Origin of the sequence: Atlanticothrix silvestris CENA357 (genome assembly GCF_016056295.1) — a bacterium.
Lineage (GTDB): Bacteria > Cyanobacteriota > Cyanobacteriia > Cyanobacteriales > Nostocaceae > Atlanticothrix > Atlanticothrix silvestris.
Genome location: NZ_JAECZB010000076.1, coordinates 1 through 23776, shown reverse-complemented (window position 1 = coordinate 23776; position 23776 = coordinate 1). Strand labels below are relative to the sequence as shown.

At 39.4% G+C, this 23776-nt stretch carries 18 protein-coding genes and 4 pseudogenes; 7 read left to right on the top strand and 15 right to left on the bottom strand.

What is annotated here, in order from left to right; genetic code table 11:
- The 6 genes and pseudogenes from I8751_RS19805 to I8751_RS19780 form a co-directional block, all read right to left on the bottom strand.
- The coding region (locus tag I8751_RS19805; protein WP_214440829.1) for a transposase domain-containing protein at positions 1 to 665 on the bottom strand (665 nt) is incomplete at its 3' end.
- Between the two features lie 285 nt (positions 666 to 950).
- Positions 951 to 3182: an O-linked N-acetylglucosamine transferase, SPINDLY family protein gene (locus I8751_RS19800; RefSeq protein WP_214440828.1), complete on the bottom strand. Its 2232-nt coding sequence runs from the start codon at positions 3180 to 3182 to the stop codon at positions 951 to 953.
- Between the two features lie 109 nt (positions 3183 to 3291).
- Positions 3292 to 3852 carry a type IV pilin-like G/H family protein gene (locus tag I8751_RS19795; protein WP_214440827.1) on the bottom strand — a complete coding sequence of 187 codons (561 nt, stop codon included), beginning with the start codon at positions 3850 to 3852 and terminating at the stop codon, positions 3292 to 3294.
- A complete protein-coding gene (locus tag I8751_RS19790; RefSeq protein ID WP_214440826.1) occupies positions 3800 to 3937 on the bottom strand; it encodes a hypothetical protein in 138 nt (45 codons plus the stop codon). The genes I8751_RS19795 and I8751_RS19790 overlap by 53 nt, the downstream gene beginning before the upstream one ends.
- Positions 3938 to 4044: 107 nt before the next feature.
- A pseudogene (locus I8751_RS19785) lies at positions 4045 to 4227 on the bottom strand (Uma2 family endonuclease); the annotation flags it as partial.
- A 68-nt stretch (positions 4228 to 4295) separates the two neighbouring features.
- A complete protein-coding gene (locus I8751_RS19780) occupies positions 4296 to 5000 on the bottom strand; it encodes a response regulator transcription factor (RefSeq protein WP_214440825.1) in 705 nt (234 codons plus the stop codon).
- Positions 5001 to 5573: 573 nt separating this feature from the next.
- On the opposite strand from I8751_RS19780, the gene I8751_RS19775 reads away from it, so the two are divergent.
- From I8751_RS19775 to aqpZ, 3 genes are all read left to right on the top strand, one after another.
- A complete protein-coding gene (locus I8751_RS19775) occupies positions 5574 to 8012 on the top strand; it encodes an NACHT domain-containing protein (protein WP_214440824.1) in 2439 nt (812 codons plus the stop codon).
- Between the two features lie 591 nt (positions 8013 to 8603).
- Positions 8604 to 9017, top strand: coding sequence for a DUF6632 domain-containing protein (locus I8751_RS19770; RefSeq protein WP_214440823.1), 414 nt, complete (start codon positions 8604 to 8606; stop codon positions 9015 to 9017).
- Between the two features lie 287 nt (positions 9018 to 9304).
- Positions 9305 to 10090, top strand: a complete 786-nt coding sequence (aqpZ, locus tag I8751_RS19765) for an aquaporin Z (protein WP_214440822.1) — start codon at positions 9305 to 9307, stop codon at positions 10088 to 10090.
- Positions 10091 to 10296: 206 nt separating this feature from the next.
- On the opposite strand, the pseudogene I8751_RS19760 reads toward aqpZ, so the two are convergent.
- Positions 10297 to 11046, bottom strand: a pseudogene (locus I8751_RS19760) (DUF6444 domain-containing protein); the annotation flags it as partial.
- A gap of 619 nt (positions 11047 to 11665) precedes the next feature.
- Between I8751_RS19760 and I8751_RS19755 the strand changes: the two are divergent.
- Positions 11666 to 12118, top strand: a pseudogene (locus I8751_RS19755) (rhodanese-like domain-containing protein); the annotation flags it as partial.
- A gap of 160 nt (positions 12119 to 12278) precedes the next feature.
- On the opposite strand, the gene I8751_RS19750 reads toward I8751_RS19755, so the two are convergent.
- The 4 genes from I8751_RS19750 to I8751_RS19735 all read right to left on the bottom strand — a co-directional run bounded on the left by I8751_RS19750 (position 12279) and on the right by I8751_RS19735 (position 18616).
- Positions 12279 to 12908 (bottom strand): ribonuclease H-like domain-containing protein, encoded by a 630-nt coding sequence (locus I8751_RS19750; protein ID WP_214440820.1) that lies wholly within the window; start codon positions 12906 to 12908, stop codon positions 12279 to 12281.
- Between the two features lie 132 nt (positions 12909 to 13040).
- Positions 13041 to 13604, bottom strand: coding sequence for a CAP domain-containing protein (locus I8751_RS19745; protein WP_214440819.1), 564 nt, complete (start codon positions 13602 to 13604; stop codon positions 13041 to 13043).
- A gap of 385 nt (positions 13605 to 13989) precedes the next feature.
- A complete protein-coding gene (locus I8751_RS19740; RefSeq protein WP_214440832.1) occupies positions 13990 to 16515 on the bottom strand; it encodes a sigma 54-interacting transcriptional regulator in 2526 nt (841 codons plus the stop codon).
- A gap of 91 nt (positions 16516 to 16606) precedes the next feature.
- Entirely contained in the window at positions 16607 to 18616 is a 2010-nt protein-coding gene (locus I8751_RS19735; protein WP_214440831.1) for a glycoside hydrolase family 55 protein, read from the bottom strand.
- Positions 18617 to 18765: 149 nt separating this feature from the next.
- Between I8751_RS19735 and dhaL the strand changes: the two genes are divergently transcribed.
- Positions 18766 to 19404: a dihydroxyacetone kinase subunit DhaL gene (gene dhaL / locus I8751_RS19730; protein ID WP_214440830.1), complete on the top strand. Its 639-nt coding sequence runs from the start codon at positions 18766 to 18768 to the stop codon at positions 19402 to 19404.
- Positions 19405 to 19518: 114 nt separating this feature from the next.
- Positions 19519 to 19743: a hypothetical protein gene (locus tag I8751_RS19725; protein ID WP_214440818.1), complete on the top strand. Its 225-nt coding sequence runs from the start codon at positions 19519 to 19521 to the stop codon at positions 19741 to 19743.
- 138 nt (positions 19744 to 19881) lie between these two features.
- On the opposite strand, the gene I8751_RS19720 is transcribed toward I8751_RS19725, so the two are convergent.
- Positions 19882 to 20697, bottom strand: a complete 816-nt coding sequence (locus I8751_RS19720) for a carbon-nitrogen hydrolase family protein (RefSeq protein ID WP_214440817.1) — start codon at positions 20695 to 20697, stop codon at positions 19882 to 19884.
- 431 nt (positions 20698 to 21128) lie between these two features.
- Between I8751_RS19720 and I8751_RS19715 the strand changes: the two genes are divergently transcribed.
- Positions 21129 to 21857 (top strand): Nif3-like dinuclear metal center hexameric protein, encoded by a 729-nt coding sequence (locus I8751_RS19715; protein ID WP_214440816.1) that lies wholly within the window; start codon positions 21129 to 21131, stop codon positions 21855 to 21857.
- A gap of 399 nt (positions 21858 to 22256) precedes the next feature.
- Here I8751_RS19715 and I8751_RS19710 read toward each other — a convergent pair whose 3' ends face one another.
- The 3 genes and pseudogenes from I8751_RS19710 to I8751_RS19700 form a co-directional block, all read right to left on the bottom strand.
- Complete coding sequence (locus I8751_RS19710) at positions 22257 to 22847, bottom strand: hypothetical protein (RefSeq protein ID WP_214440815.1); 591 nt, start codon at positions 22845 to 22847, stop codon at positions 22257 to 22259.
- Between the two features lie 21 nt (positions 22848 to 22868).
- Entirely contained in the window at positions 22869 to 23285 is a 417-nt protein-coding gene (locus tag I8751_RS19705; RefSeq protein WP_225894269.1) for an LbetaH domain-containing protein, read from the bottom strand.
- 111 nt (positions 23286 to 23396) lie between these two features.
- A pseudogene (locus I8751_RS19700) lies at positions 23397 to 23776 on the bottom strand (IS4 family transposase); the annotation flags it as partial.

The following is a 23776-nucleotide window of genomic DNA, read 5'->3' as shown; positions in this document are numbered from 1 at the left end:
AGCTCCCCCTGCACCCCCTGCCTCCCCTGCTCTCTTCGCTCACCTAAAAGTACATCATTGGGTTTAAGAAAACTGTATAGTTTCCTGGCTAATTTAATATCATGAGTGTTCAAGACATCGATGCACAAAGCAACGGCGGCTCCTGTAACTAAACTGAATATCACACCAATTTTGGCAATTGGAAACCCGCATCCGGGCTTTTGACTACTAGGTTGAGGATATTCTTTTTGGTTTTCTTGTGTGTCCGGCATAGAGACAGTTGACCCATCTATTACTTTTACATTGCGACCACACCATAAATACTCTGTTGTCACTTTCTCTTCTAAGCTTTGGGCTGAAGAAGTGAAAAGTTTCTCTAATAACTTTTCTGGGAGTCTTGCTCTAGCTTGGCAATAAGCACTCGTATCTGTTGACGGAACTTCTACCTCTGCTTCTGCCAAATGTGCAATTATCTTACTTACAACATTGTGGCAAGTTTTATCAGCATCTAAAACTTGAGATAAAAATGCCCATAAGGTTATAAATGGGTCAAATAATCGCTTTTTGTATTTAATTTTTAGCTCAGATATTGCAAGTCTTATTACCGATTCCGGCAACAGTTCTTTAAAAGGCAGCCCTAAGCTCTGACTAAATTTGTCCTTGAGGATTTGTACTCTTAATGTCACAGTAGTAGTAATTTTGGTTTTGGCTTGCTCGTTTCAATTAAAGTATCTAATGAACGAGTAAGCTTTTTTTACCTCCAAAAATTTTTTAGAACATCTCTGCTTTCTGGCACTTTCTTTTCTGCTACTTATTTAATGCACACAAACACGCTTATATATGTTAATTAATGCTATTACTGTGGACTTGGGCAACACAACCTGTAGCCCTGATTCTGTAATGCTTTGAGCTTATCTTAGTGCCATTCGGCTTAAGCCCTCAAGATTAAGATATAAGGACTTCAGTCCTTACTACGAACTAATATATTTCTGCCACATTTGGGTGTAAGCATTTTCCATTTCACGGGTAAACTGCTTACCATTCCATAAAGGTGATGTTTTTCTGGACTGTTTCAATTTCCAAGAGATTTGTTGGCGCAAAGCTTCATCTTTACCTAGACGCACGCCCCATTCTACATATTCTTCATCAGTCCAAGCAATACCTTCAGTAACGCCAGCATTCATCATCATGGTGTAGCTGTTACGCGCTGCAAATTGCTCACCTACTTTTGTCACCATAGGGATACACATCCACAATGTTTCTAAAGTAGTCGTTGCTCCATTGTAGGGATAGGTATCTAATACAATATCGGCAATGCCTAAATTAGCTCGATGAATACTTTCTGAGGGTACACCGGGAAGAAATCGGAATTTTGAGGAATCTACACCTTCTGCTTCTGCCAGTTGATAAAAGAATGCTTTAACAGATTCTTCATTAGAAGATATTCCTTTAATTAAAAAATAGCTATTAGGAACTTCTTTAAGAATCCTCAATTGTAGTTTTGTGATGTCTGGATGTCGCTTGAAGCCTCGCTGACCACAAAAATATACTACTCCATCACTAGGAATATCTAACTGTTCACGATGTACTGTAGGTACACCCACTTCAAAACCATCTACAGCTATATATGTTTGAGGTAAACGCCAGATTTTTTCTCTGTAGTGTTCCTGTGCTGATTCTGGTAAAACATAAGGATCAGCAATAAAATAATCGACAGATGGACTACCGGAAGCATCCCAACCCAACCAAGTAGCTTGTATTGGTGCAGGTTTACATTGCACAACTTCACAGGTAGTATCTAAAGTGATGCTATCTAAATCAATTAATATATCAATTTCATCTTGATATATTTGTTCTGCCATAGACCAAACATTTGTTGATTTATATGCTTGATCTACCTGATCAATATACCACTGATGCAGAAAATCCAACATATTATCTGCACCCATAAAGTAACCATTTATTTGAAATTTATCTCGGTCGTGATGTTGAAATATCCATCTAGCTAACCAACCTACAGAATGCGTTCTTAGGCAATAAGATATGTACCCTATCTTTAATTTCTTGTTAGATGTACTTTGTTGCTTTCTTTGTAAGTGTCCCTGAGAATATTTTTCTACTTGTTTTTGAGCATACACAGCAGTGTTATCATTACATAATTTAAGTATTTGATTTTGAATTTTCTTATTTTCATGCAAATTATCTTCAATATAAGGTGCAAAATAATTAGCACCTAAGAGCCTTACTATTTTTATTTGATCTAAGTCTTGCGGATTCTCTTTGATAATTTGCGCTATTAAATCTTGCTGTTTACGATTGGCAGCGCAAGATTCTTCCCAATAACCACCAGCACTTATTAAACCACGTAATATTTGGCGATTGGCAAATATTTTTTCTGCCAAAGAATCGACTAAAGAATAAAACAGTTTAGCAGTTTTTATACCCAAATCAAATTTACCTTCATTTTGGTAAAAAGCTGTTAAATGTCCTAAAAATTCCTTATTTTCAGGGTCTAAGTTTAAATATAGTTCAGCTAAACTTCTTGCTATATCTGAATGCCCATGAGAATAGGCAATGTCTACAGCAGCGGGTATCAATATACTTCTGAGAGTTTGTAGATTGTCTGCGAAATAAGGTAAACTAGCTTCTACTAAATCTATCGAGGAAGACTCTAAATATGCATAGTCCAAAATACTCCGCAAAACTAGCGTTAATAATTCTAAATTAACTTCTAATTTTGGCTCAGATTGGAGTATTTCAATCAACCTATATTCTTCTAAATCTTCACTTTTATAGGTTTTGGCTTCTATTGCTAGTTGTACGAGATGCAATAAGTTGTGAACATCTTTAGGAAAAAGTTCTTTGATACTTTGTCTAATCTTCCAAGCAAGTGAATATTCTTCTAACCTTTCTTGACGTTCAGCTTCTGTTTTTAATATTTCTTTTAATTCTGCATTTTCATCACTGACTTCTTCTGCTTCATCTTCCATTATTGCCATTAGCCAAGTCGTTTTGGCTTCTAATTCTTGTCCCTGTAACAAGAAGATTAAACCTAAATACCAATAATGGGACTTAACATCGGGTTCTGCCGTAATTGCTTGCTCGTAAATACCAGCAGCTTTCAGATAAATACCTTGGAGTAACAACTCATACCCTTTTTGCTGGTAATTAACTTGAGGATTAATAAAAGCAGATTTATTCATATCATCTCACTCAATATATAAGACAAAAGTGAGTAGTCTTTACACTACTCACTCCTACAAGTCATCAGCTAAAAATGGCTGTAATTTTCATAAACATCGGATAAATTTTTTATCTAGCTAAACTATTGTAACTATCTGCACAACTAGTAGCTTTAGCAGTAGTGATGTTGGCAACGGTGACATTAGCTACTGCACCAAAGTTATCTACAGATTTAGGATCTGGAGATTCACAAGCTATTGCTACTGTCAGTGCTTCAGAAGTAGCACCGGAGCCTAGTTCAGTACCTACTGCTCCATAGTATGATTTCAAAGCTTTTTTATAAGCTGAGGCATAAACAATTCCGAGGTCAGCAGTTGTAACAACAGAGTAGTAGAAATTGTCGGTTTGGCTCTTAACACCTACTTGCAGTGTTGACATATCTTTGGCAAAACCTTGGTATTCCAAGAAGTAAGCTTGCTGGGCGCGGTTGATTGTACCAACGTTATTCTTAGGTTCAGCTTGTTTAGCTTTATTTACCTGACCAAGTAGTGAAGGTAACGCGATCGCTGCTAGTACACCAATAATAATTACAACTACTAGCAATTCAATTAAAGTAAAACCTTCTTCTTCTCTGTTCTTACGGTTGCTGAGGTGGCTGAGGAATTTGGCTTGTAATTCTGGCTTGAGCATGGGGTTTCTCCTGTGGTTTGGGGTGTAGAATGCGATCGCTGTCTTCTAGAAATAAATTACCCAGTTGCGATCTTTGATCTATCACTTCAGTAAAAAAAATTCTTGCTCAAGCTATATTTACGTATATTTACTAGTTAAATTATCCTTAGCAATGGAGAGGTCGGGTTTATCTCCTGCTTTCTACTTAATATTTCAATCAAACTCAGGTGGCCACAGTTGCGATACTTCCAATTCCCAACCCGGTAGCAATTCTGGCAATGTGAGTATGTTTCCACTCTGCAACATCACTGGCGCTTGGTTGAGCCGATAAACTGTTACTGTTAATTTGTCAGGGTCAATTAATATGCCAACTGTAGACCCAAGTTGCAAAAATATAAGATATCTAAGTAATCCTATCTTGCTTAATTGCAGTAAGCCTTGGTCAAAAATTTTCAACCGCTGCTTTATTCCGGTAATTCAAACTTGTAACCATAGCCTCGAACAGTTTTAATAAACTCAGGTATATTAGTATCAACTTCCATCTTCTTGCGAAGCTGACCAATATGCACATCAACTACTCGGCCATCTCCCACATATTCACAACCCCAAATTTTTTGGATTAGCTGCGGACGACTCCAAGCTTGACCAGGATGACTCGCCAAAAAATGCAAGATATTAAACTCCAAAGCTGTCAAAGCTAGAGGCTTATTATTAAGTGTGACTTCTCGCCCATCGGGGTTAATTGCTAGCTGCTTAAAAACGAGGCGCTGTGTCGGAGAAGGGTTGATACAGCGTATGCGTCTCAAAAGAGCTTGTATGCGAACTTCCACTTCTGCTAGACTAAAAGGCTTAGTCATAAAGTCATCAGCACCAGCTGCAAGAATTTTAATTTTATCAGCCTCGTCAGTTCGTCCAGTCAATATCATCACTAAAACATTAGTCCGACTCTGCATTTCTTGGCAAAGATGATAGCCATTTGTATCTGGTAAATTCCAATCTAAAATTACTAAAGCTGGGTCGAAGTTATCAAACAATGAAAGAGCCGTTTTACCATCTGCGGCAGACTCTATTTGATATTTTCGACTTAAAAAGCGATATATAAGATTACGGACACCGAAATCGTCATCGACAACAAGAATTTTAGGATTTGTAGCGGAAAGCATAACCATAACTTTTTAGCCTATTGTTTATCTGGCGATTCGCTTTGGGGATAGTTATTGATTAAGAAGCCACTCTTAGGAAATCTTGCTGCATGCACTTCTTAGAAGGTTTATTTACGTCTACCCTGGCTCATTACGTAGATGTAAAGCCAGCTTGTCGCCAGACATTGCCACTGTAGTACTTAGCCACATTTAATTTTCCATTAAATTTATAAAAACTTCAGCTATCATAATGCATCCCAAATGTATAATTTTTGTGTGACTTTGGTATGTTTTTGATATTTAGTGGTATGATTTTAAATCTTCCTAGTTAACAGAAACTTTATTTTAGGTATATTCTCTTAACTACAAATAGGCTGTACTAGGCTTTACCCTCTTTTGTTGACGCTGGCTAAATAAGAGTAACTTGTTCATAAACAAAGCCACAAAGTTATCTTAATTGTAAATTTTGTAATATATTTTACTCTCAATCTACCATATAGGAATACCTTCTTTGGAAGGCTATGAGACATTTTTCCGGAGTGCATCTACGTGCAGCCACAAAATTGACTGTACAAAAAGCATAAATATACTACTGGGAATATGACAAGCCAAGGACTAAGAGCATCACCAGAAGGCATCAGAGCAGCAAAAATAGCTTTAACTGACAAAACCTTAAGTCAACATAAATTAGCAGTATCTTTAGGTATTACACGCCAACCAGTTTCTAAATTTTTTGCAGGTGAACCAGTTTCTCGTAGTTGTTTTGTGCAAATTTGCCAAAAGCTAGGGCTATCTTGGCAAAAAATCGCTAGCTTATCTGAAGATGTTGCATTTCAAGTGGGTACTAAAGTCAATGCTGAAAGTATTGACCTTGATAAATTGGTATGTGAAATACGCCAAAAACGCCAAGACAAAGTTCAAGACCAGTGTAGTACTCTACAAATGCTAGATATTGCTCAACCAATTCCACTAGTAGAAATTTACACTAGTTTGAATGTTTTAGAAGAGATAACCAGCCAAAAATGGTTAGAAATTTCGGAATTGTTAAAAGATTTCAGCCCAGAAATAAACTTCAACCGAATCGGAGGAGATAAGCAACCAAGAAAGTTACCAGCATTAGAAGCTGCATTGCGATACTCGAAATTAATGATACTAGGTAAGCCAGGTTCAGGTAAAACCACATTTTTACAGTATCTAGCGACTGAGTGTAACAATCGTCAATTTCAACCGCACCGCATAGCAGTTTTTATCAGACTGAAAGAATTTGCCGAAGATGCTAAAAGTGAGAGTGAATTTAATTTATTGAAATTTATCAGCCAAGAATTTCTCAGCTGTGGGATTGATGAAAAATCAACAACAACCATACTAGCTCAGGGCAAAGCGTTGATTTTGCTAGATGGATTAGATGAAGTAGCATCATCTCATGCAGATAAAGTTACTAGAGAACTACGCAGATTTACACAATATTTTTATAAAAATCAGTTTGTGATTAGCTGTCGAATTGCTGCTCAACAATACAGATTTATGGGATTTACAGAAGTTGAGGTTGCAGATTTTAGTTATGAACAAGTCGAAATTTTTGTGAAAAATTGGTTTTTTGCAGTCGCGCATAAATCTAGAGAAGATGGGGAAGCTACGGGAAATTTTTTTCTTCATCAATTGAATCTCCCAGAAAATCAGCCAATTCGAGAATTTGCTGTGACACCGCTTTTGCTACATCTAATTTGCTTAGTGTTTCAAGGGAAGGCTGAATTTCCATCTAACCAAACTAATTTCTATGAACAAATATTGAATATTCTGTTAATCAGATGGGACGAAGTTAGAGGTATTAAACGAGTTCAGTCTTACCATGATTTAACTTCAACAGCTAAAAAACAACTACTATCTCAGATTGCTGCTATCACTTTTGAACGAAGAAATTACTTTTTTGAACAAGAAAATATTCAGCAATTCATTACTGAGTACTTAGGTAATTTCGGCAGTATAGACATAGATAAAAGTAAAGTTATGCTGAAAGAAATTGAGGCACAAAATGGCTTTTTTGTGGAAAGAGCAAGAGGAATTTACTCTTTTTCTCACTTGACGTTACATGAATATTTGACTGCGAAAAATATTGTTCACAATTACCAATTACAAGCCGGAAAAAATCTCGTAAATAAGATAACTGAAAAATCCTGGCATAATGTATTTTTGCTAACCGTTAGTATGTTAACTAAAACTGATGAAATACTATGGTTGATGAAACACAAAATTGATTCCTTAGTATCTGCTGAAGTTAAAATACAAGACTTTCTTATCTGGCTATGCCAAAAATCAAGTTCGGTCTCTACCCACTACAAAGCAGTAGCTGTTCGTGCTTTTTACTTGGTTTGCGTTGGACGTACTCCTCAGGATAACCAATTCGCCCAGCGTTTTGTACAGCCCTGTGAGCATAGCTTAGTTGACCCTACTGATGCTATGACCAAAAAAGATAAAATTAGATCTTGCTGTAAAACTCGTTCATTTGTTCATACTCCTAGCTATGACTTGGAGTGTGCCCTGCTTGGTAACATAGCCTTTAACCCTAACCTTGCCCTTGACGACTTTTTGATTAGTACTCTTACTTGCGCTGGTGAGCTTAATTTTGCTGTGAAGCATAGTCTCAACGATACCATTGCCATTTCTTTTGATCATGCCCATGCCCTGAACATTGCCTTTAATGAAGCTCTGGAACTGGTATCAGAATCTGAATTTAAGCAAGTGCTACAAAAGCTTAAAAAACAATTACCCCAGATAGATAGCAATTCCAAAAAGTTTCAAGAATGGTGGCAAGTGAATGGTAAAATTTGGGGTCGAAAGCTCAGAAGTGCGTTGATTCAATATCGTAATATTGGTCATGATTGGCAATTTAATCAACAGCAGATGGAATTGCTTCAACAATATTATTATGCAAATAAATTACTAGTGGATTGTCTAAATTGTGCGGTAAATATAACTCCAATGCTGCGGCAAGAAATTGAAGAAGCATTATTATTAGCAAATCCTACTGTTAAACACTAAAAATATTTTGATCTTAGTTTTTTTAACATTAAATATATAGAAGATGTATTTTAAAATTTGTTTGTAAAAATTGAAATAAATACTTTATTAAATGAATACGGTTTCGTTAAGGGAGGATAATTGGTATTTTTTGATGCGATCAATTGCGTCCTAAACGAGACTTTTTGGGTTAACTGAACGTTAATGGTTTATAGCAGGTTTTAAAATTAAGAGTGTGAAGAAAATTTTTACCTTTTTTGTTCAAAATTAAAGTAAATAACCTGAGTTCAGGTTAAAGATAAGAAGGTAAAAGCCACTCAAATTGAAAGCTAGGTTTCTTAGGCTGATGACAATAAGCGATTAATCCGCACAGAACATTAAAGCAAAAATTGACTGGGCTCGTTCATAATTTATTCCTTGACTATCTGTATCATACTTTTTGTGAAAAAGTATAAGCTATGGAAAAGGTCATCATGCCCTTTGCTAAAGCAGTGAATAAAGTATTAAAATTTCTTACACTCCAAAACTGAAGTGTCACTAGTAGGGATACTATTACAAACTAAGCAGTTTTTTTGATAAAAATTGCACCGGAAAATGGCAGAGGTTAGAGCAATGAATGAACGTCACCGTTACTTACAAATCGCTCTTATTCTTGTCGGAATTGCCTTTTTACTTATTTATCCGCTGACAAAGATCTGGGCATCAGGCTGGTTATGGCAACCTGGTCAGTACGAATATGAACAAATGATTATTGGTGTTTATGCGACGCTTGGTGTATTTTTGTTGTTGGCTTCAAGGCAACCCGAAGCTCACTTAAGTTTAATCTGGTTCACTGTTTGGTCAAGTTTAGTCCACGGGCTAATTATGGCGGTACAAGCAGTAATTGATCCTGCTGAACGTGGACACCTGTTTGGTGATGTTCCAGCATTGTTATTGGTGGCAATTATCCTTGCCTTTCTTACGCCGCGCAAAGTGGTATCTAGTGTAACTGATAGCTCCACTGCCCCAAAGATTAATCTACCTTAGAAAGTACACTAGTTCTAGCCAACCAATTTGTTGCAGACAGCGACAGACACTCCGCTACGCCGCCTATTTGTTAAGAGTTGCTTGAGTTACCGTTGAGGTGTATAAAAGCTGGTAAATTAAACGGTGTTAGCGCTAAATCTGTAGTTAGGTAGCGATCGCTTGGGTTGAAAACGGCTTATCAAGTCCAAGTGTGTAACCTTGGTAATCACTGCTCATTTCACCCCAGTTACAAGATTTAAAGAAATTTCTTAACGGTTTCAATCAATTGCTTAAGCAAGGAAATATTTGTGATATCACTTTTTACACGATGTCTTGCAGAATTTCTTGGTACATTTGTGCTAGTTCTTGGCGGATGTGGAAGTGCTGTTTTTGCAGCAGCATTTCCAGACGCGAAAGCCAATGAATTAGGAATTGGCTTTGTAGGTGTTGCTCTGGCTTTTGGTTTAACAGTGCTAGTTATGGCCTACGCAGTTGGTCATATTTCAGGTGCTCATTTTAACCCAGCTGTATCATTTGGTCTTTGGTCAGGAAAGCGTTTTCCTGGCTCAGAATTGCTTCCATACATTATTGCTCAGGTATTGGGAGCAATATTAGCCGCAGGTATAGTTTATTTAATTGCTACTGGGAAACCAGGATTTACGCTTTCTGGTTCCAATCCATTAGCGACAAATGGTTTTGGAGTACATTCTCCTGGAGGTTATTCACTGGCTGCTAGTTTTATTACAGAGGCTGTACTTAGCTTCATTTTTTTAATTGTGATCTTAGGTGCAACAGATGGTCGCGCGCCAAAAGGCTTTGCACCAATTGCTATTGGTTTAGCACTAACGCTGATTCATTTGATCAGCATACCCATAACGAATACATCGGTTAATCCGGCTCGTAGTACTGGCCCGGCACTTTTTGCTGGTGTAGAACTGTTTAAGCAAGTATGGCTGTTTTGGGTAGCTCCAATTTTCGGTGCGATATTGGCAGGTCTATTCTATTCAAAAGTTTTAGGTGAATCAGGCGAACCAGTTGTAGGTGAGGTAGAACGTGAATTTTCGCCCAGTGTGGATGATTATTCGCAACGATAGTAAAGAAAAAACAGCCTAAGAAATAATCTCTTCTATTGCTTTTATTGCTTCATCCACATTATTAGCCCCCCTGAAGGGCAGCAGGGCTGATTCATTCGATCTCTTAAGATTTTGTCAAGAGTATGAATCAGAAATTTGCTTGAGTGGGAAAAAGAAAAACTACCACCTCAACCAGCAAATTTAAGTGCGTTCACCATTTTCTTGCCCAAATGGACGTTAGGTTGTGTCTGTTTTACCCAATCACTCAATTCACTAATGTTTGGTTCAATTGCCTGTTGAATTCGTTCATTGGTTGCTACCAATGTGCCTAGCCCAATTTCAATTTGCCCCAATTCCCACAACATTTCTTGCTGTTTTTCGTAGGGAATATGTGCATAATTATTTACCCATCCTAAAAACGCCTGTAAAGAGATTCCTAAATCTTGTCCTGGAATGATATTTTGTGGTCAAGAGGCTGTTTGTATATTGCCACAGTACTCACACTGGCACGTATGGCGTTGATACTCAACTATTTCAATGGGACGCTCCACTAGTTGCGCTACAGACTGTTTTTCTACTTTTACTGCCACAGCCGCAAACGCTTTTTGACCACAACAGACACAATCACTTGGACGTAAAATTTCACAACGATCTACTCTACCAAAACCCTTACGGGTCTTACCTTGATGCCCTGGTTGCCCACCTGGCTTTCTTTTGGGATGATTTGATTCTTCTTGCGGTGCTGCTTTTTTGTTTTCACTCTTTTTGAGGATGTCTCCTGATGGGGGCTTAGATGAGGTTTTACTGTCTAAATCTCTGCTGACTTTTAAACGTTCTATTTCTTGCTGTAGTTCTAATACTGTTTTCTGTAATTCACGTATTACCTTGCTCTGCTCAATAATCATCTCTACCAGTTCTTCCTTCGACAATTGGTTCAAGCTTTCTCTATCTAGTTCTTGAGGCAGGTTTTGGTTCATATTTGTGATACTCACCCTCAAGCTATCCCTTTGTCAATACTCTGCCACCTGAATCCTTACCTAATTTTCTATAATCTCGCAACAGTTCAATTTCCGCGTTTTCGTGTTATTATCTGTAGCCATCTTTTGAAAAATTGGTAGAACTCTCTCAAAGAAACATATCACTGGCAGTGATCGTAACCTGTTTATTAGGGACGAAAGTGTTACAGCTAAAAGCAGCAAGGACAGGTTGTTGGATTTTCGTTATTTTTAGCTTACTACCTGTCCTTTTTTTTATTCCGAACTCAGGTACTTTTACCTTCTTATCTTTAACCCGAACTCAGGTTAAGTAGTATTGACAGCGCTTTTGAGGTACACGAAGTACACCAATTTCAGGAATAGTTTTTAAACTTTGAATTTGAGTTGATTGCTGTACCTAATAAACATCAATATGCTGTATTTTAAATATTAGGATTTTAATTTGAATTTATTGTTTTTGTTGTTAATTAACTGTTAAAAAATATATAAATTAGCTTATCTACCATAAGAGATATTTTGAAATTTTCATACTAAAGAAAGATAAATTGCATTTATAAAATTCGTTAAGTTGCTACTAATGCAATTAGGTTAGGTAAAGCGTATGAATAACAATGTACTAAACAATATCATTCCCTCACAGCCACCAATAGAGTCACAGTCTGACGTTTATGCACTGAAGTCTAGGTTGGAATGGGGCGAGCCAGCTTTTACAATATTGGATATCCGCGATCGCATGACCTATAACGAAGGTCACATTATGGGTGCGATGCCAATGCCAATGGAAGATTTGGTAGATAGAGCTTCATCATCTTTAGAAAAAAGCCGTGACATTTATATTTACGGTGCAAATGATGAAGAAACAGCTCAAGGTGTACAAAGCTTGCGCGCTGCTGGGTTTGAGCATGTATCTGAACTCAAAGGTGGGTTGGCTGCATGGAAAGCAATTGGAGGCCCAACAGAAGGCATAATTGAATCTAGAACTCCCGCAGGTGCAGATGACTACAATGTTGTATCTCGGATGCAAAATCACCTAGATAATCAGCAAAAAGTAGTGGATGCGCCAACCCAAAGTACTGTTCAATCAAGTACTCCCGCAAGCACAGATGAATCTAATGTGAGATTACAACAAGAAAATCAGCAAAAAGACGTATAGTTTTTTAGTCAATAGTCAAAATACAAAAAATCTCAAAGTCTTTTGACTTATGACCATTGAATTAGTGTTCAAATAAATCCTTAAATTGCAACAAATCTAAGGAAACTATCGTTGGGAGAACTTGGAAGCACTCTTGAGCAAGTTCCCAACGATCTTCTCGTTGCAGCATTTCGATCAGCTTCTGCTGGATATTGAGCAGGTAGCGGACATCATTGGCGGCATAACTGAGTTGAGCCTCAGATAAATTAGTAGCATTACCCCAATCAGAACTTTGAGCGCTTTTATCTAATTCTACTTGTGTTAATTCTTGCACCACATCTTTGAGTCCGTGGCGATTGGTGTAAGTGCGGGCTAATTTGCTAGCAATCTTAGTACAAAAAATTGGTTGAACTTTAATATTTAGGTTATGGCGTAAAGTAGCCACGTCGAAACGAGCAAAGTGGAATACCTTCACAACATTCGCTGCTTCTAGCAGTTTTTTGAGGTTGGGGGCATCTGTTTGACCTCTGGCTATGGGGACTACCGTTACCTTGCCCTCAAGGTTGCATAGCTGAATAAGACACAAGCGATCGCGTTGGGGTAACAAGCCCATCGTTTCGGTATCAACCGCGATCGCTTCAGATTCTAAATACTCGGAAAGTGCAGCGTCACTAAGATCGCGATCGCTAACTTGAAAATCTTGTAATCTCATGAATCACTCAAGAATAAATGCAGTGTCTTCCAGACAAACTTACTGTTAGACACTACATTATTATTGTGCAAAAAATCAGCAATTATATCCATCTCATACAAATAGGCAGTTTGTGTATTTTTTAATGTTTAGTTATTTTTGCCGTGCTGTACTAGTATGAACAAAGATTTGCGTGAGGTAAACTTCGCCTTGCTTATTGGCAGCAACACCAATCCCAGTCAGGTTGAAATTGCCTTGTAAGTTTTTCAAATGCCCAGGACTTTCCAGCCAACCGATAACAGCTTGGCTAGCGGGATTACTGTATCCCTGATTGAAGGCAACATTTTCTGCTGCACTGTTATAGGGTAAGGGAATAGCTTTGACCCGCAATTCAAATCCCTGATGGCTAAACGGAACTTTACCTCTAGCCATATTTTGACTATGAATCCTTGCCTGTCGACTGATATTTGCATTGAGTTTCAACTTAGACAGTTTTTTAGCAGCCCGATATCGATTAATTTGGTCAAAAACTGATTTTTCTAAAGCAGTAGTTTGAAAAGTGGTAGTCGAAATTGCAACCTGATTTGAAGGAATCGATAACGGTTGATCGTAAGTGGCTTGTTTTGTTGAACTATGACTTGGTACAGGAGCATTCATTAATCCAGTGGCAAGGACAAGCGTACTTAAAGCGATGCCAAAAGCAGTTTGTCGGAACATGGAGACTTACGCAATGTATATACTTAGTTAGACCTATACTCTAACTTCTTGTTCCTAGAATATATACCAGGATAGTTTCCAAAATTAATAAATTTAGGACAACTTGGCAGATTTTTTAGAAAAAATACAACTAGTAGCCTCCGTAATTTAAATACTTACATGTATTAGCCTGTTCAAGCCACAATCGTTGCTTGATGCTCGACTACAACATGATGAATTCTTCAATAAATAATGTATTTTCTCCTAGATAAATGTTATGGAAACTACATTTTATTAAAAACATGAGTAAAAATTTAATACTTAAGTGTAGTAGTTATAATATACACCATAGCCGCTGTGGATGCATTTCCAGGTTCTACCTGGAAACAAGAGATTCAAAAAATTTTTAAAACACAATTATCACCCACAGACTAGCTCCCAGAACAATAGCAGCCAGATGTTGGCACAACATTGTTCTTAATGGTTGGCGGGCAATTTTTTGGGTTAATACTATCGTTAAAAGTACAGAAAAAATGAGAGTAGCACCTTGCAAAAAGTCAATTACAGCAGGGTGAGCTACCAAGATTGGCAATTGTTCACCGCTTAAACCAAAAGTAGCGAAACTTACAGGTAAAATCCGTCCACCTTCACCCAACCCCAAACGTAGATAGTGAGCTAAGTTACCCCCTAAGACTAAGGGTAGATAGCCATAAGCAAGTTCTACAAATGGTCGAGGCTTACGCTGAAAATTGACCAGATATATCAAACCGTAAGCCACGAAAGTAACAATGGCTGGGATAATTAAAGCTAGCAGCGATAATCCTAAGTGTTGCCAAAACTGAGTTAAATCAAGTTCTAACCCAAACCAAGATTGCAACTCATTCAAGCGATGCAGATATACTCCACCCAATAGCAAAAATAACAATGCTACTTCATAGGTGCGAGGAACATGAGTTGTCCACAGTTCAATACCAGGGGGGCGTAAATTAAACTCGACGGAACGATGGGGACAGGCTTTGAGACAAGTCATGCATAGTACACAGTCTCGGTTATCTTCTAACTGGGCTGGGTGAGAGTATAATGGACACCCGTTGGTTTCCATACCTTCACCTTTCTGGGGGCCACCTTTATAACATTGATATGTAGTACAAGTTGCAGAACAAATACCTTGTTGTGCCCTCAGTTCAGTCATTGAAAGTTTGGCAAATAAACCATTCATCCCGCCAATAGGACAGAGATAACGACACCAAAACCGCCGTTCAAAAATGGCAGAAAAAATCATTGCCCCAGCGGTAATTAATAGCAGTAAACAAGCGCTAAGATAGGCTGTGTTTTCTAAATCCCAAAGTTCTTCCCAAAGAAAAATTAAGGTAAATAAACCAAATAAAAACCATCCGCCCCATTTTTCAGCTTGTTCTCTCGGCCAACGTTTGAGTTGTCGCGGAAATAGCCACAAAGAAAGCTTTTGGGTAATTTCCCCGTAAATCATGAAGGGGCAAACCGAACACCAAACCCGACCCAAGAAGGGAAAGAGAAAAAGGAATAAAGGCCACCACCAAGCCCAAAATAGATTTAAAGCAAAATTGCGATCGCGTGTTTGAGGGCCAATAAATAATACCCCAACCATGATCGCAAAAGCCGCGACAGTAAAACCATAATTAATGCGATCGGGCCACCAATCACTACGTAAAAACCGTCGTAAACGGGGATAAGCATTTAACATATTCACCCGAAATCGCTTTTTCTTCGTTTCGGCTGGCCAGAAGATTTCTTCTGTAAGTTCACTAGCATCTTCTGCTTGTACAATCGCCCGTTCTACCAGATTTTTTAATTCTTTGAGATTACCGGGAAAATCATAAGACTGTAAGCGGCGTAAAGCTTCTGGGGCTACATGTGGTTTAGAAATACCTCTAGCCCGGACATAAAGACTGATGTAATATTCTACCTGTGCTTGAATATCAGCTTTCCGTACTCGTATTGGCGGTACTTTAATCACACGACCAACAGAGCGTTCAATTATTGGCTGTGTTTTTTCCGAAACAATAATAATGCGGGCTTTGCTCTGACGAGATTCAGCGGCTGGTTCTCCAGGACGTGTGACGGGAGTATATGTACTCGTTTGTAACAGCTGCGTCACCGCAGGTAATAACTCTGGGGGCAATTCTTGGATGTTGTTAAAAACTAGAGTACCTTCCTCTAGCCATTGCAATAGTCCTGGTTTACCTCCAGCGCGACCGAATAAATCTGCACCACTGGTTTGAAGAATTCCACAATTAACTTTAATAATTGGTTCTCGCCGTTTAGCAGAACCAAAGTGAATCAGAGCAGCTATATTGTCTTTTTCTAACCCTGGTTCCCCAAAAATCTCTACAGATTTACGTTCATTAGCAGCTTCTCTAATTTGCTCGCGCAAACGCACAGCATAGCGACTTGTGCCGACAATTCCCCGTTGTGCTTTGGTGACTAAATATGGTCGCAAAGCTACAGAGCGTTCTTGTTCGTAACCAAGAGCAGATGTAGCCTGAGCCAATTCTTGCGCCAATTGCCGAGAAAAACCTTGAGTAATTTCAGGATATTGGTTGACTAATGCCCGAAATTGAGTATTAGATACAATCCACAAATGACATTCTGTGACGGTAGTAATTGTGCAAGCGGCTAATTCATCTAATACTAGTTCTTTGAGATGAATAACTGCTCCGGGAAGAAATCCACAAGCTAAAGCTGGGTTGCTTTTATTGGTAGTATTGCTTTCGAGTTGACCTGTATGAAGAATATAAAGGGCTTCTGGGGAATTTCCTTCAGTAACTAGGTTTTTTTCGGCTGGTACAACTTGTTCTTCAACAACTTGAGCGATCGCATCTAACACTTCAGGTGAGAGAATTCCTAAAGCTGTGCGTTCTTGTAGCCATATAACCATTTCTGGAGATGTCATCATGAGTTCTCCGTGACCGCTGCTGTATAAAAGGATTATCCCTGAAAGGAATGTACAAAATATCTGAATTTAGCTTTGATGATTTCGGGAGTTATTCAAATCCTTTATACAGTACTAAAGCTCGTCCATTTGCAGCCGTCCTCGCAGGAATTTCACCTCGGTTGAGCTTTCTAGTAACGCCAAGGCGTGTTTCTTCAACCCAAGTTTGAAAGCTGGGTCCAGCAAAATGGGCTTCACCAACACCAGCAAAACTAGAAGAAGCATTAATGATACGGAAAATCGGTTCTTGTTTTTTAAGGTGGTTGGAAAAAATTAATGCACCCAGAAGTTCTGTAGAACCACCGTTACTGGTTTCAATTTTGGTTTTACCCAGTTCTGTCTTAAAACCGAGAATCCAAAGTTTAGCACCGTTATTGACTACATTCGTTACCCTTGCCCCTTCAGCATTTAGCTGTCGGGCCCAAATACTTTGATCTGGATTGAGGAATCTAACTTTACCTGTCACTATATCATCAACGAAGAGATCACCAGTACCTGTACTTTCAAAATCGAAGCCTTCAATACTACGGAATACAACAGTACGGTCAGCAACGCTCTTCCATTTGACTTGAGAGCCACGCCTGATGTAAAAATTCTCAATTATTAGAGTTGGTTGAGATCCTTTATCTGCAATTATCTCTCCCTTACCCTCAATCCAACCCTGAGTTCCGATAAATCTTCGTACGTTTTTTCTCAGTCGTAGGGTTCCATTGATGGTATAATTTCCTGTTCTTGATACTACTACGGTTGTAGCACCAGAATCAATTGCTGCTTGAAAAGCAGCAGTATCATCCTTTTTGTCATCTGGTTTGGCTCCAAATTTTTCAACACTGACCCATGCTTTTGGATCATCCCAAGGTAGCTGAGGAAATTGCTTAATCGGCAGTTGCAGCGACTCCTTGGACAACTCTTTTGATTTACTAGATCTAGGAAATTCAGCAATTATAGGGCGAGAAGTATATTCACTAATTGTAGTTCCTGAAATATTACCGACTGCATTTCGTGCCGTACTTGAAAGCACATTTTTGTAGCCTACCCCTGATATATTTCGAGCATAAATAAAGCCGGTAGAAGAAATTGCAGGCACATTTTTAGCATTGCCACTACCAACAAGACGAGCATTTAATAGTGTCAACATGCCTCCAGTTTGATAACCGGAATTATTATTACTACCATTGACAATCGCTGGTACAGAATTAAGGCTATAAAGATTTTCAAGACTCATTATTTGCCCACGATTGAAGATACCAGCCCTATTTTGATTGCGAACTGTGATGTTTTGCATCGTAATCCCGGCAATCACATTATTGGTACGTATCCCGTAATCAAATCCTACAACCTCAACATTATCAATGAGCAATGGGCCGACTTCACCATGTGTTAATGCCAGACCTGTTGTTCCTTGTCCATCAAGAGAAATAATCTTGACATTTCGCACAGATCCTAAATTATTGGCAATGAAATTGAGTCCTTCTGCTCCTGGATTTTTCTTTCCTATATTAATAGTCAGATTTCTCACTGAGTTAGCAAAACGTTGAGCTTTTCTACTCGCTTTAAATGCTTTAGTATTTGGATCTAAGTTGGGGTCAAACCCTGTAGAGATAAATGGTCGAGGCTTTTTTGAATCTTGAAATTTGGCAGAAGAATCGTTTAATTGAATAATTACGCCATCTCGGCTTTGCCCTTGCAGTATAGTCCGCTTGTAGTCACTGGCAGAAATTCTTCCCGGCGGCCAATGCAGGGAATCAGAGATGTTATATCTGCCATTAGGCAAATAGATTATCCGCCCCCCACCAGGAAACTGACTCAGTGCTTTTTGAATAGCTTTCGTATCATCTTTACCATCATTGGGTTTAGCCCCATATTCTGATGCAGTCACATCAATAACTGCTGCACTTTTAGGAAATACAATATTTTCTTGTAAACTTTGACTCGTTTGTGCGAGTACAAGCTGGCTTTGACTATTGTTTTTGTTAGTATACTTAATGCAAGCAGTAGCTAAGGTAGCCACTAGGAGTGCAGAAGTGAATTGTTTTAAAATTGACTTTTGAGAAGGCAACACCAATTAAATCTTCTCTCGGCTAAATTGACTACTTAATTACTATATACCTCACCATTTCTAATTTATCAGAAAAAACGCGTATACCTTTCTACTTTTTTATAAGCTGGCTATATCAGTAATTACATCAAAGCTAGCTGGAGGCAGACAAAATCGTGGATAAAGAGCAGATTTTGCAATGGTTACAGGGATTTGCAACTAAGATAGAGCAAAATAAGGAATACTTAACTGAATTAGACGCAGCCATTGGTGATGCTGATCATGGTATTAATATGGATCGTGGTTTTAAAAAAGCGATCGCACAGTTACCGAATGTTGCGGATCAAGACATTGGTAGCATTTTAAAAACAGTAAGTATGACTCTGATTTCTAGTATTGGTGGCGCGAGTGGCCCTTTGTATGGCACATTTTTTCTCCGAGCTAGTACAGTAGTAGCTGGCAAACATAAACTGGCTGCACAAGATTTGCTGGAGATGCTTCAGGCTGGCTTAGATGGCGTACTGCAACGTGGTAAAGCGCAAATGGGAGATAAGACAATGGTAGATGTCTTATCTCCTGCTGTGGTGGCTTTTGGGCAGTGTGTAGGAACAGGTGCGGTGATGTTGGTAGCAATGCAACAAGCTGTAGCAGCAGCGCAAGAGGGGTTGCAAAACACCATACCAATGTTGGCTAAAAAAGGACGAGCCAGCTACCTAGGGGAACGGAGTGTGGGACATCAAGACCCTGGAGCTACTTCGTCTTATTTGATGTTGAAGAGTTTACTGGAAACTTTAGAAAATAAGACCCAGTAAAGGGAGCAGGGAGCAGGGGAAGCAACAAGAGGGGGGAAAAGGTGAGCCAGCGCGGTGAATCCAGTGCTGCGGGAGGGTTAGCCCGACCCAGGCAACTGGCGAACCCGTAGGGTCTTGGGGAGCCAGTCCGTTGCGGGGGTTCCCCCCGTTGAAGGAACTGGCGTGGAAACCACGCCACTTGCTTTATGCCGGCGGCACTTCCTTCAAGTCGGCATAGCCGCCCAACGGAGTGCCTTGGGAACCCGTCCACCGCAGTGGCTCCCCATGAGCGACTGGCGATCTTCGCAGCGTAAAGCCTGCGGCATAGCTTCTCTACGAGACGCTAACGCGAACGCTTAGAGCGACGCAGGAGCGTCACCCTGAAGGGGTTAAAGGGTAAAGGGAAAATAGCCCTGCGGGCTGGGTAAAGGATGAAGAGACAAACCCTTTCCCCCTTATCCTTTCCCCTTCTTCCCCATGCCCAATGCCCCTTCTAACTCAACTAAACACCCGATGTTGCAAGGAAGGCATTTGACGGCGAACTTGCTCTAAACGCGAAGGATTAATTTCTGCGATCGCAATTCCCGGCTGTTCGCCAGCATCAGCTAAAATTACACCCCAAGGGTCGATAATCATTGCATGTCCGTGGGTTTGGCGGCGGTCATAATGAGTACCTGTTTGGGCGGGAGCAATGATATAAGAGGTGTTTTCAATAGCTCTTGCTTGTAGTAATACTTGCCAGTGGTCTTTGCCAGTGAAGGCGGTAAAGGCGGCAGGCACAAATATGACATCGGCTCCTTTATCTGATAGATGTCGGTACAATTCTGGAAAGCGGACATCATAGCAAACAGAAAGACCTATATTACCAAGTTTTTCAGAGAAATAGACCGATGGCAGTTGATTACCAGCCATAACAGTACTGGATTCTCGATAGGTGTTGCCGTCAGGGACGTTAACATCGAATAAATGTACTTTGTAGTAGCGGGCGAGTTCTTCACCGCTAGGATCAATGAGTATGGTAGTGTTATAGACTTTGCCTGTATTATCTACTGGGACTGGAAAACTGCCGCCCAAGATTGTAACTTGAAAGCGCTGAGCCATTTTTTTGAGAAATTGCTCACTTTCAGTGGCAATAGTTTCCCCTTGAGCAAGTTTGTCTTTTTCTTCTCCCATAAAAGAAAAGTTTTCTGGCAAACCTACCAATGCAGCACCTCGACGCACAGCAAGATCAATTAATTCTTCTGCCTGTGCCAAATTTCTATGTAGGTCAGGCACACTGGTCATTTGAATAGCGGCTGCTAAATAAGACTTCATAGATTCAACAAAAAACAGTGGATTGTGCGGTTATAGATTTTCAAATATACCGTTACTTAAAGAACTGCGGGGCTGAATTAAATATGAGTAAGCTTTACTTTTCTTTAAGAGGTTCCCTGGTCTTAGCGTTCTTGAGCAATCTTCCTAGGGTTATAGGAAAATAAAGCAGAGTTAGGTGAAGTTGTTACCAAACTTTAATAAACACTATTTGCTATCTTATGGATGCTCCCGCTTGTATCCAAACTTGATAAGCACAAAAACTTATGCATTGACAGAGTGATCAAATAATGGATTTTAAAATAAAAATTTAAGTATTGACAAAATACTTAAATCATGAACTAAAAAACAAATATTGTTTTTTTTGCCAAAGTCGTGTTGCTACTTGTGAATATGATTGTTTCATTTCCAACTCTCCTTTATGGAAAATATTCATGAACCATAAAAGCAATCCCATTTTCATCGAAGAGATAGTAGAATTTCTTAATCAATTTTTTGATATTAAACGCTTTCCTAGAAGCGAAAGAGGAGGTATATATGTGCCATCAGTATATCCTGTAAAACGTTTAGGACTAGCTCTTGAAGCCAACACAAATTTGCAGGAATGGATAATTTCACAAAGTTTAGATGCACTATTTATCCATCGTCCGTGGAAATTAAAAGCAGAATTTCTTCCATCAGAATTTGGGGTAATCTCTTACCATCTGCCATTTGATGAATGCTTAACAATGAGTTTTAATCCTCGGTTAGCTCAAGTTTTAAATATTTTTGATTTAGAAATATTAGGAAAAAAAGAAAACAGAATAATTGGGATGATCGGTAATATTCAAACCCAAAGTTTTGAGTATTTGTGTAATTGTATAACTCAAATTTTTGGAGGACAAGAGCAAGCGTATATAGTAACTCATAGTGATATCAAACGCGTTGCTGTCGTTGGAGCAATCACAGATTTATTAGTACGTGAAGCAGCAGAGCGTAACGCTGATGTATACATAACAGGACAGTTTCGGAAACCAGCCGAAGCAGCAATACAAGAGACTAAAATGGGAGTAGTAGCTGTCGGACATCATCGTAGTGAAGCGTGGGGTTTACGAGCACTAGCTGGAGTTTTGCGAGAACGTTGGTTGAATTTGGATGTAGTTATTTTGCCTATTTATTGCTGATTATACTATTTAGAGTTAGGTCGAGGGGGAGTATTATCTCCCGCCCCTCCCATTTAGATCCGGACGTGGTTTAGTTATGAGGTTTTCAAGGTTCCGTTCCTTGGCGTTCTCACCCTAAGTTATGTATTGGCTTAGGAACGAGTCACACACGCGTTTGCCTTGTTACGGATAGAGATTGCTGCTGCTGTTTTTGATTTTTTTGATTCCTTCTGATAGCCGCCGAAGTTGAAAAGTTAACATCTTACTATTCAACTGAATGAATAGCCAAAGTGTCGTAAATCTAATTGATCCATTGCGTTCCCAAATAGCACAAGCTATTCTCATCAGAGAAAATCTCCCCTTTATGAAGGACAAGCACCTTTACTAGGGTATCCTCGCGCTGGGATTGCATCACAAACATTAGAAAAACTCACTTCCGGTGCTATCTTCGGTGCCACAAGCGCTATTACAGGTGTTATTAGTACCATTCAATTCAGAGGCAGTAGTTGCAGTAGTTGCACCTACTGCCATTACTTGTGACCATTCACTAACACGGTTATTGTCTAAGACGGGTCGCACTCGATAACCAAGTTGAACCTTATGCATCAACAAGATTACTTCCCGGTTGAGTAATCCTTGGGATTTTAGGTTTTCATTAGATGCCGCTTGTAAACGAAAGCAGCGATCGCTTTGATGTTGCAACTTTGGAGATGCGCCATCCCCAAGCACCTTTTGTAGTTCGTACTCTTTAGCTTCGGGATAGGGTTCCCAGCAAAGTTGCCAGTAGGTTGACCAGCGAATTAAATCTGATGGTAATTCCTCGACTTCATCCGACAATGTAGAAACAAGTCCGGTGATTGGAGGTTGTACCACTTGAAACTGATTAGAAGAGATGTCAGCAGCTAAAGAGGAACCGTCATCAAAACTTAGTACCAGCCCAAATATCAAAGTGAACAGCACAATCAATCGTAGGCATGCTAACCGCAGTAGTGGCAAGATTTTTAGATTCATAATTATGCAAAAGCCCGTTGCTTACCACTCGACAGGTAAAATCATGCCATTGTTGCCGGGACGTCTGTCGGCAACGATTACCCTAGAGCGGACATACGTTCTGGCAGGTAATGTAGAATTGAATACTGCGCTTTTTCGCCCAATTGCTGAGTTGTTGCCGATAACTGCACTGTATATCAGGGAGTTCGGCCCTAGCCCGACGTTATCACCTACGCTAGTTTCAGGGCCATTAGCAACACCATTGATAACCTGCCTACCGCCATGAACTAGAACGCGAGGCCCATAACCAACATGATCACCAAGAGTCAAGTTAGTTGATGCTAACGCATGAAAGACAACATCGTTTGCCATACCAGCAATTTGACCAACATTAAAAGGTTCACCTTCATCACCACGCAGTGAAATTCTATTAGCTAGTTTGTTGTTGAGGTTTGCCAAAGAATCTTCAAAATTGATATTGCCGACGATGCGGTTACGAAAGTTTGGATCACGAGTCGTAATTCCACCTATCTGTGGCAGACCTCCGGGGCTGAAGGGGTGACAAAGAAGCTACAAAGCAGACTGGATAAGAGACATAGCACGTAGACCCTTGCGAAAATAGGGTAGTTTACTGGGCTTTAAACGCATTAAATCATGAGCTAAATCAGCCCAAAACTCCATTGCACCCACCCATAATTGGCCATACAAACCAACCCAAAATGCGCTATGTCGGCGATGTAGTCGGTTTAATTCCTTCAGACGACCAATATATTTTTGTAATCCCATTTGACGAGAGTTACGACCTGCTAAAACAGCACAAGTATAGGCGATAGCAATTAATAAAATCAGTGCCATCAATCGTTGACCATCAGCAGAAGTAGATTCAAGATTATAGCCACCAGTCTTGCAATCACGGAACATGGCCTCAATGCCACTGCGCAACTTAAATG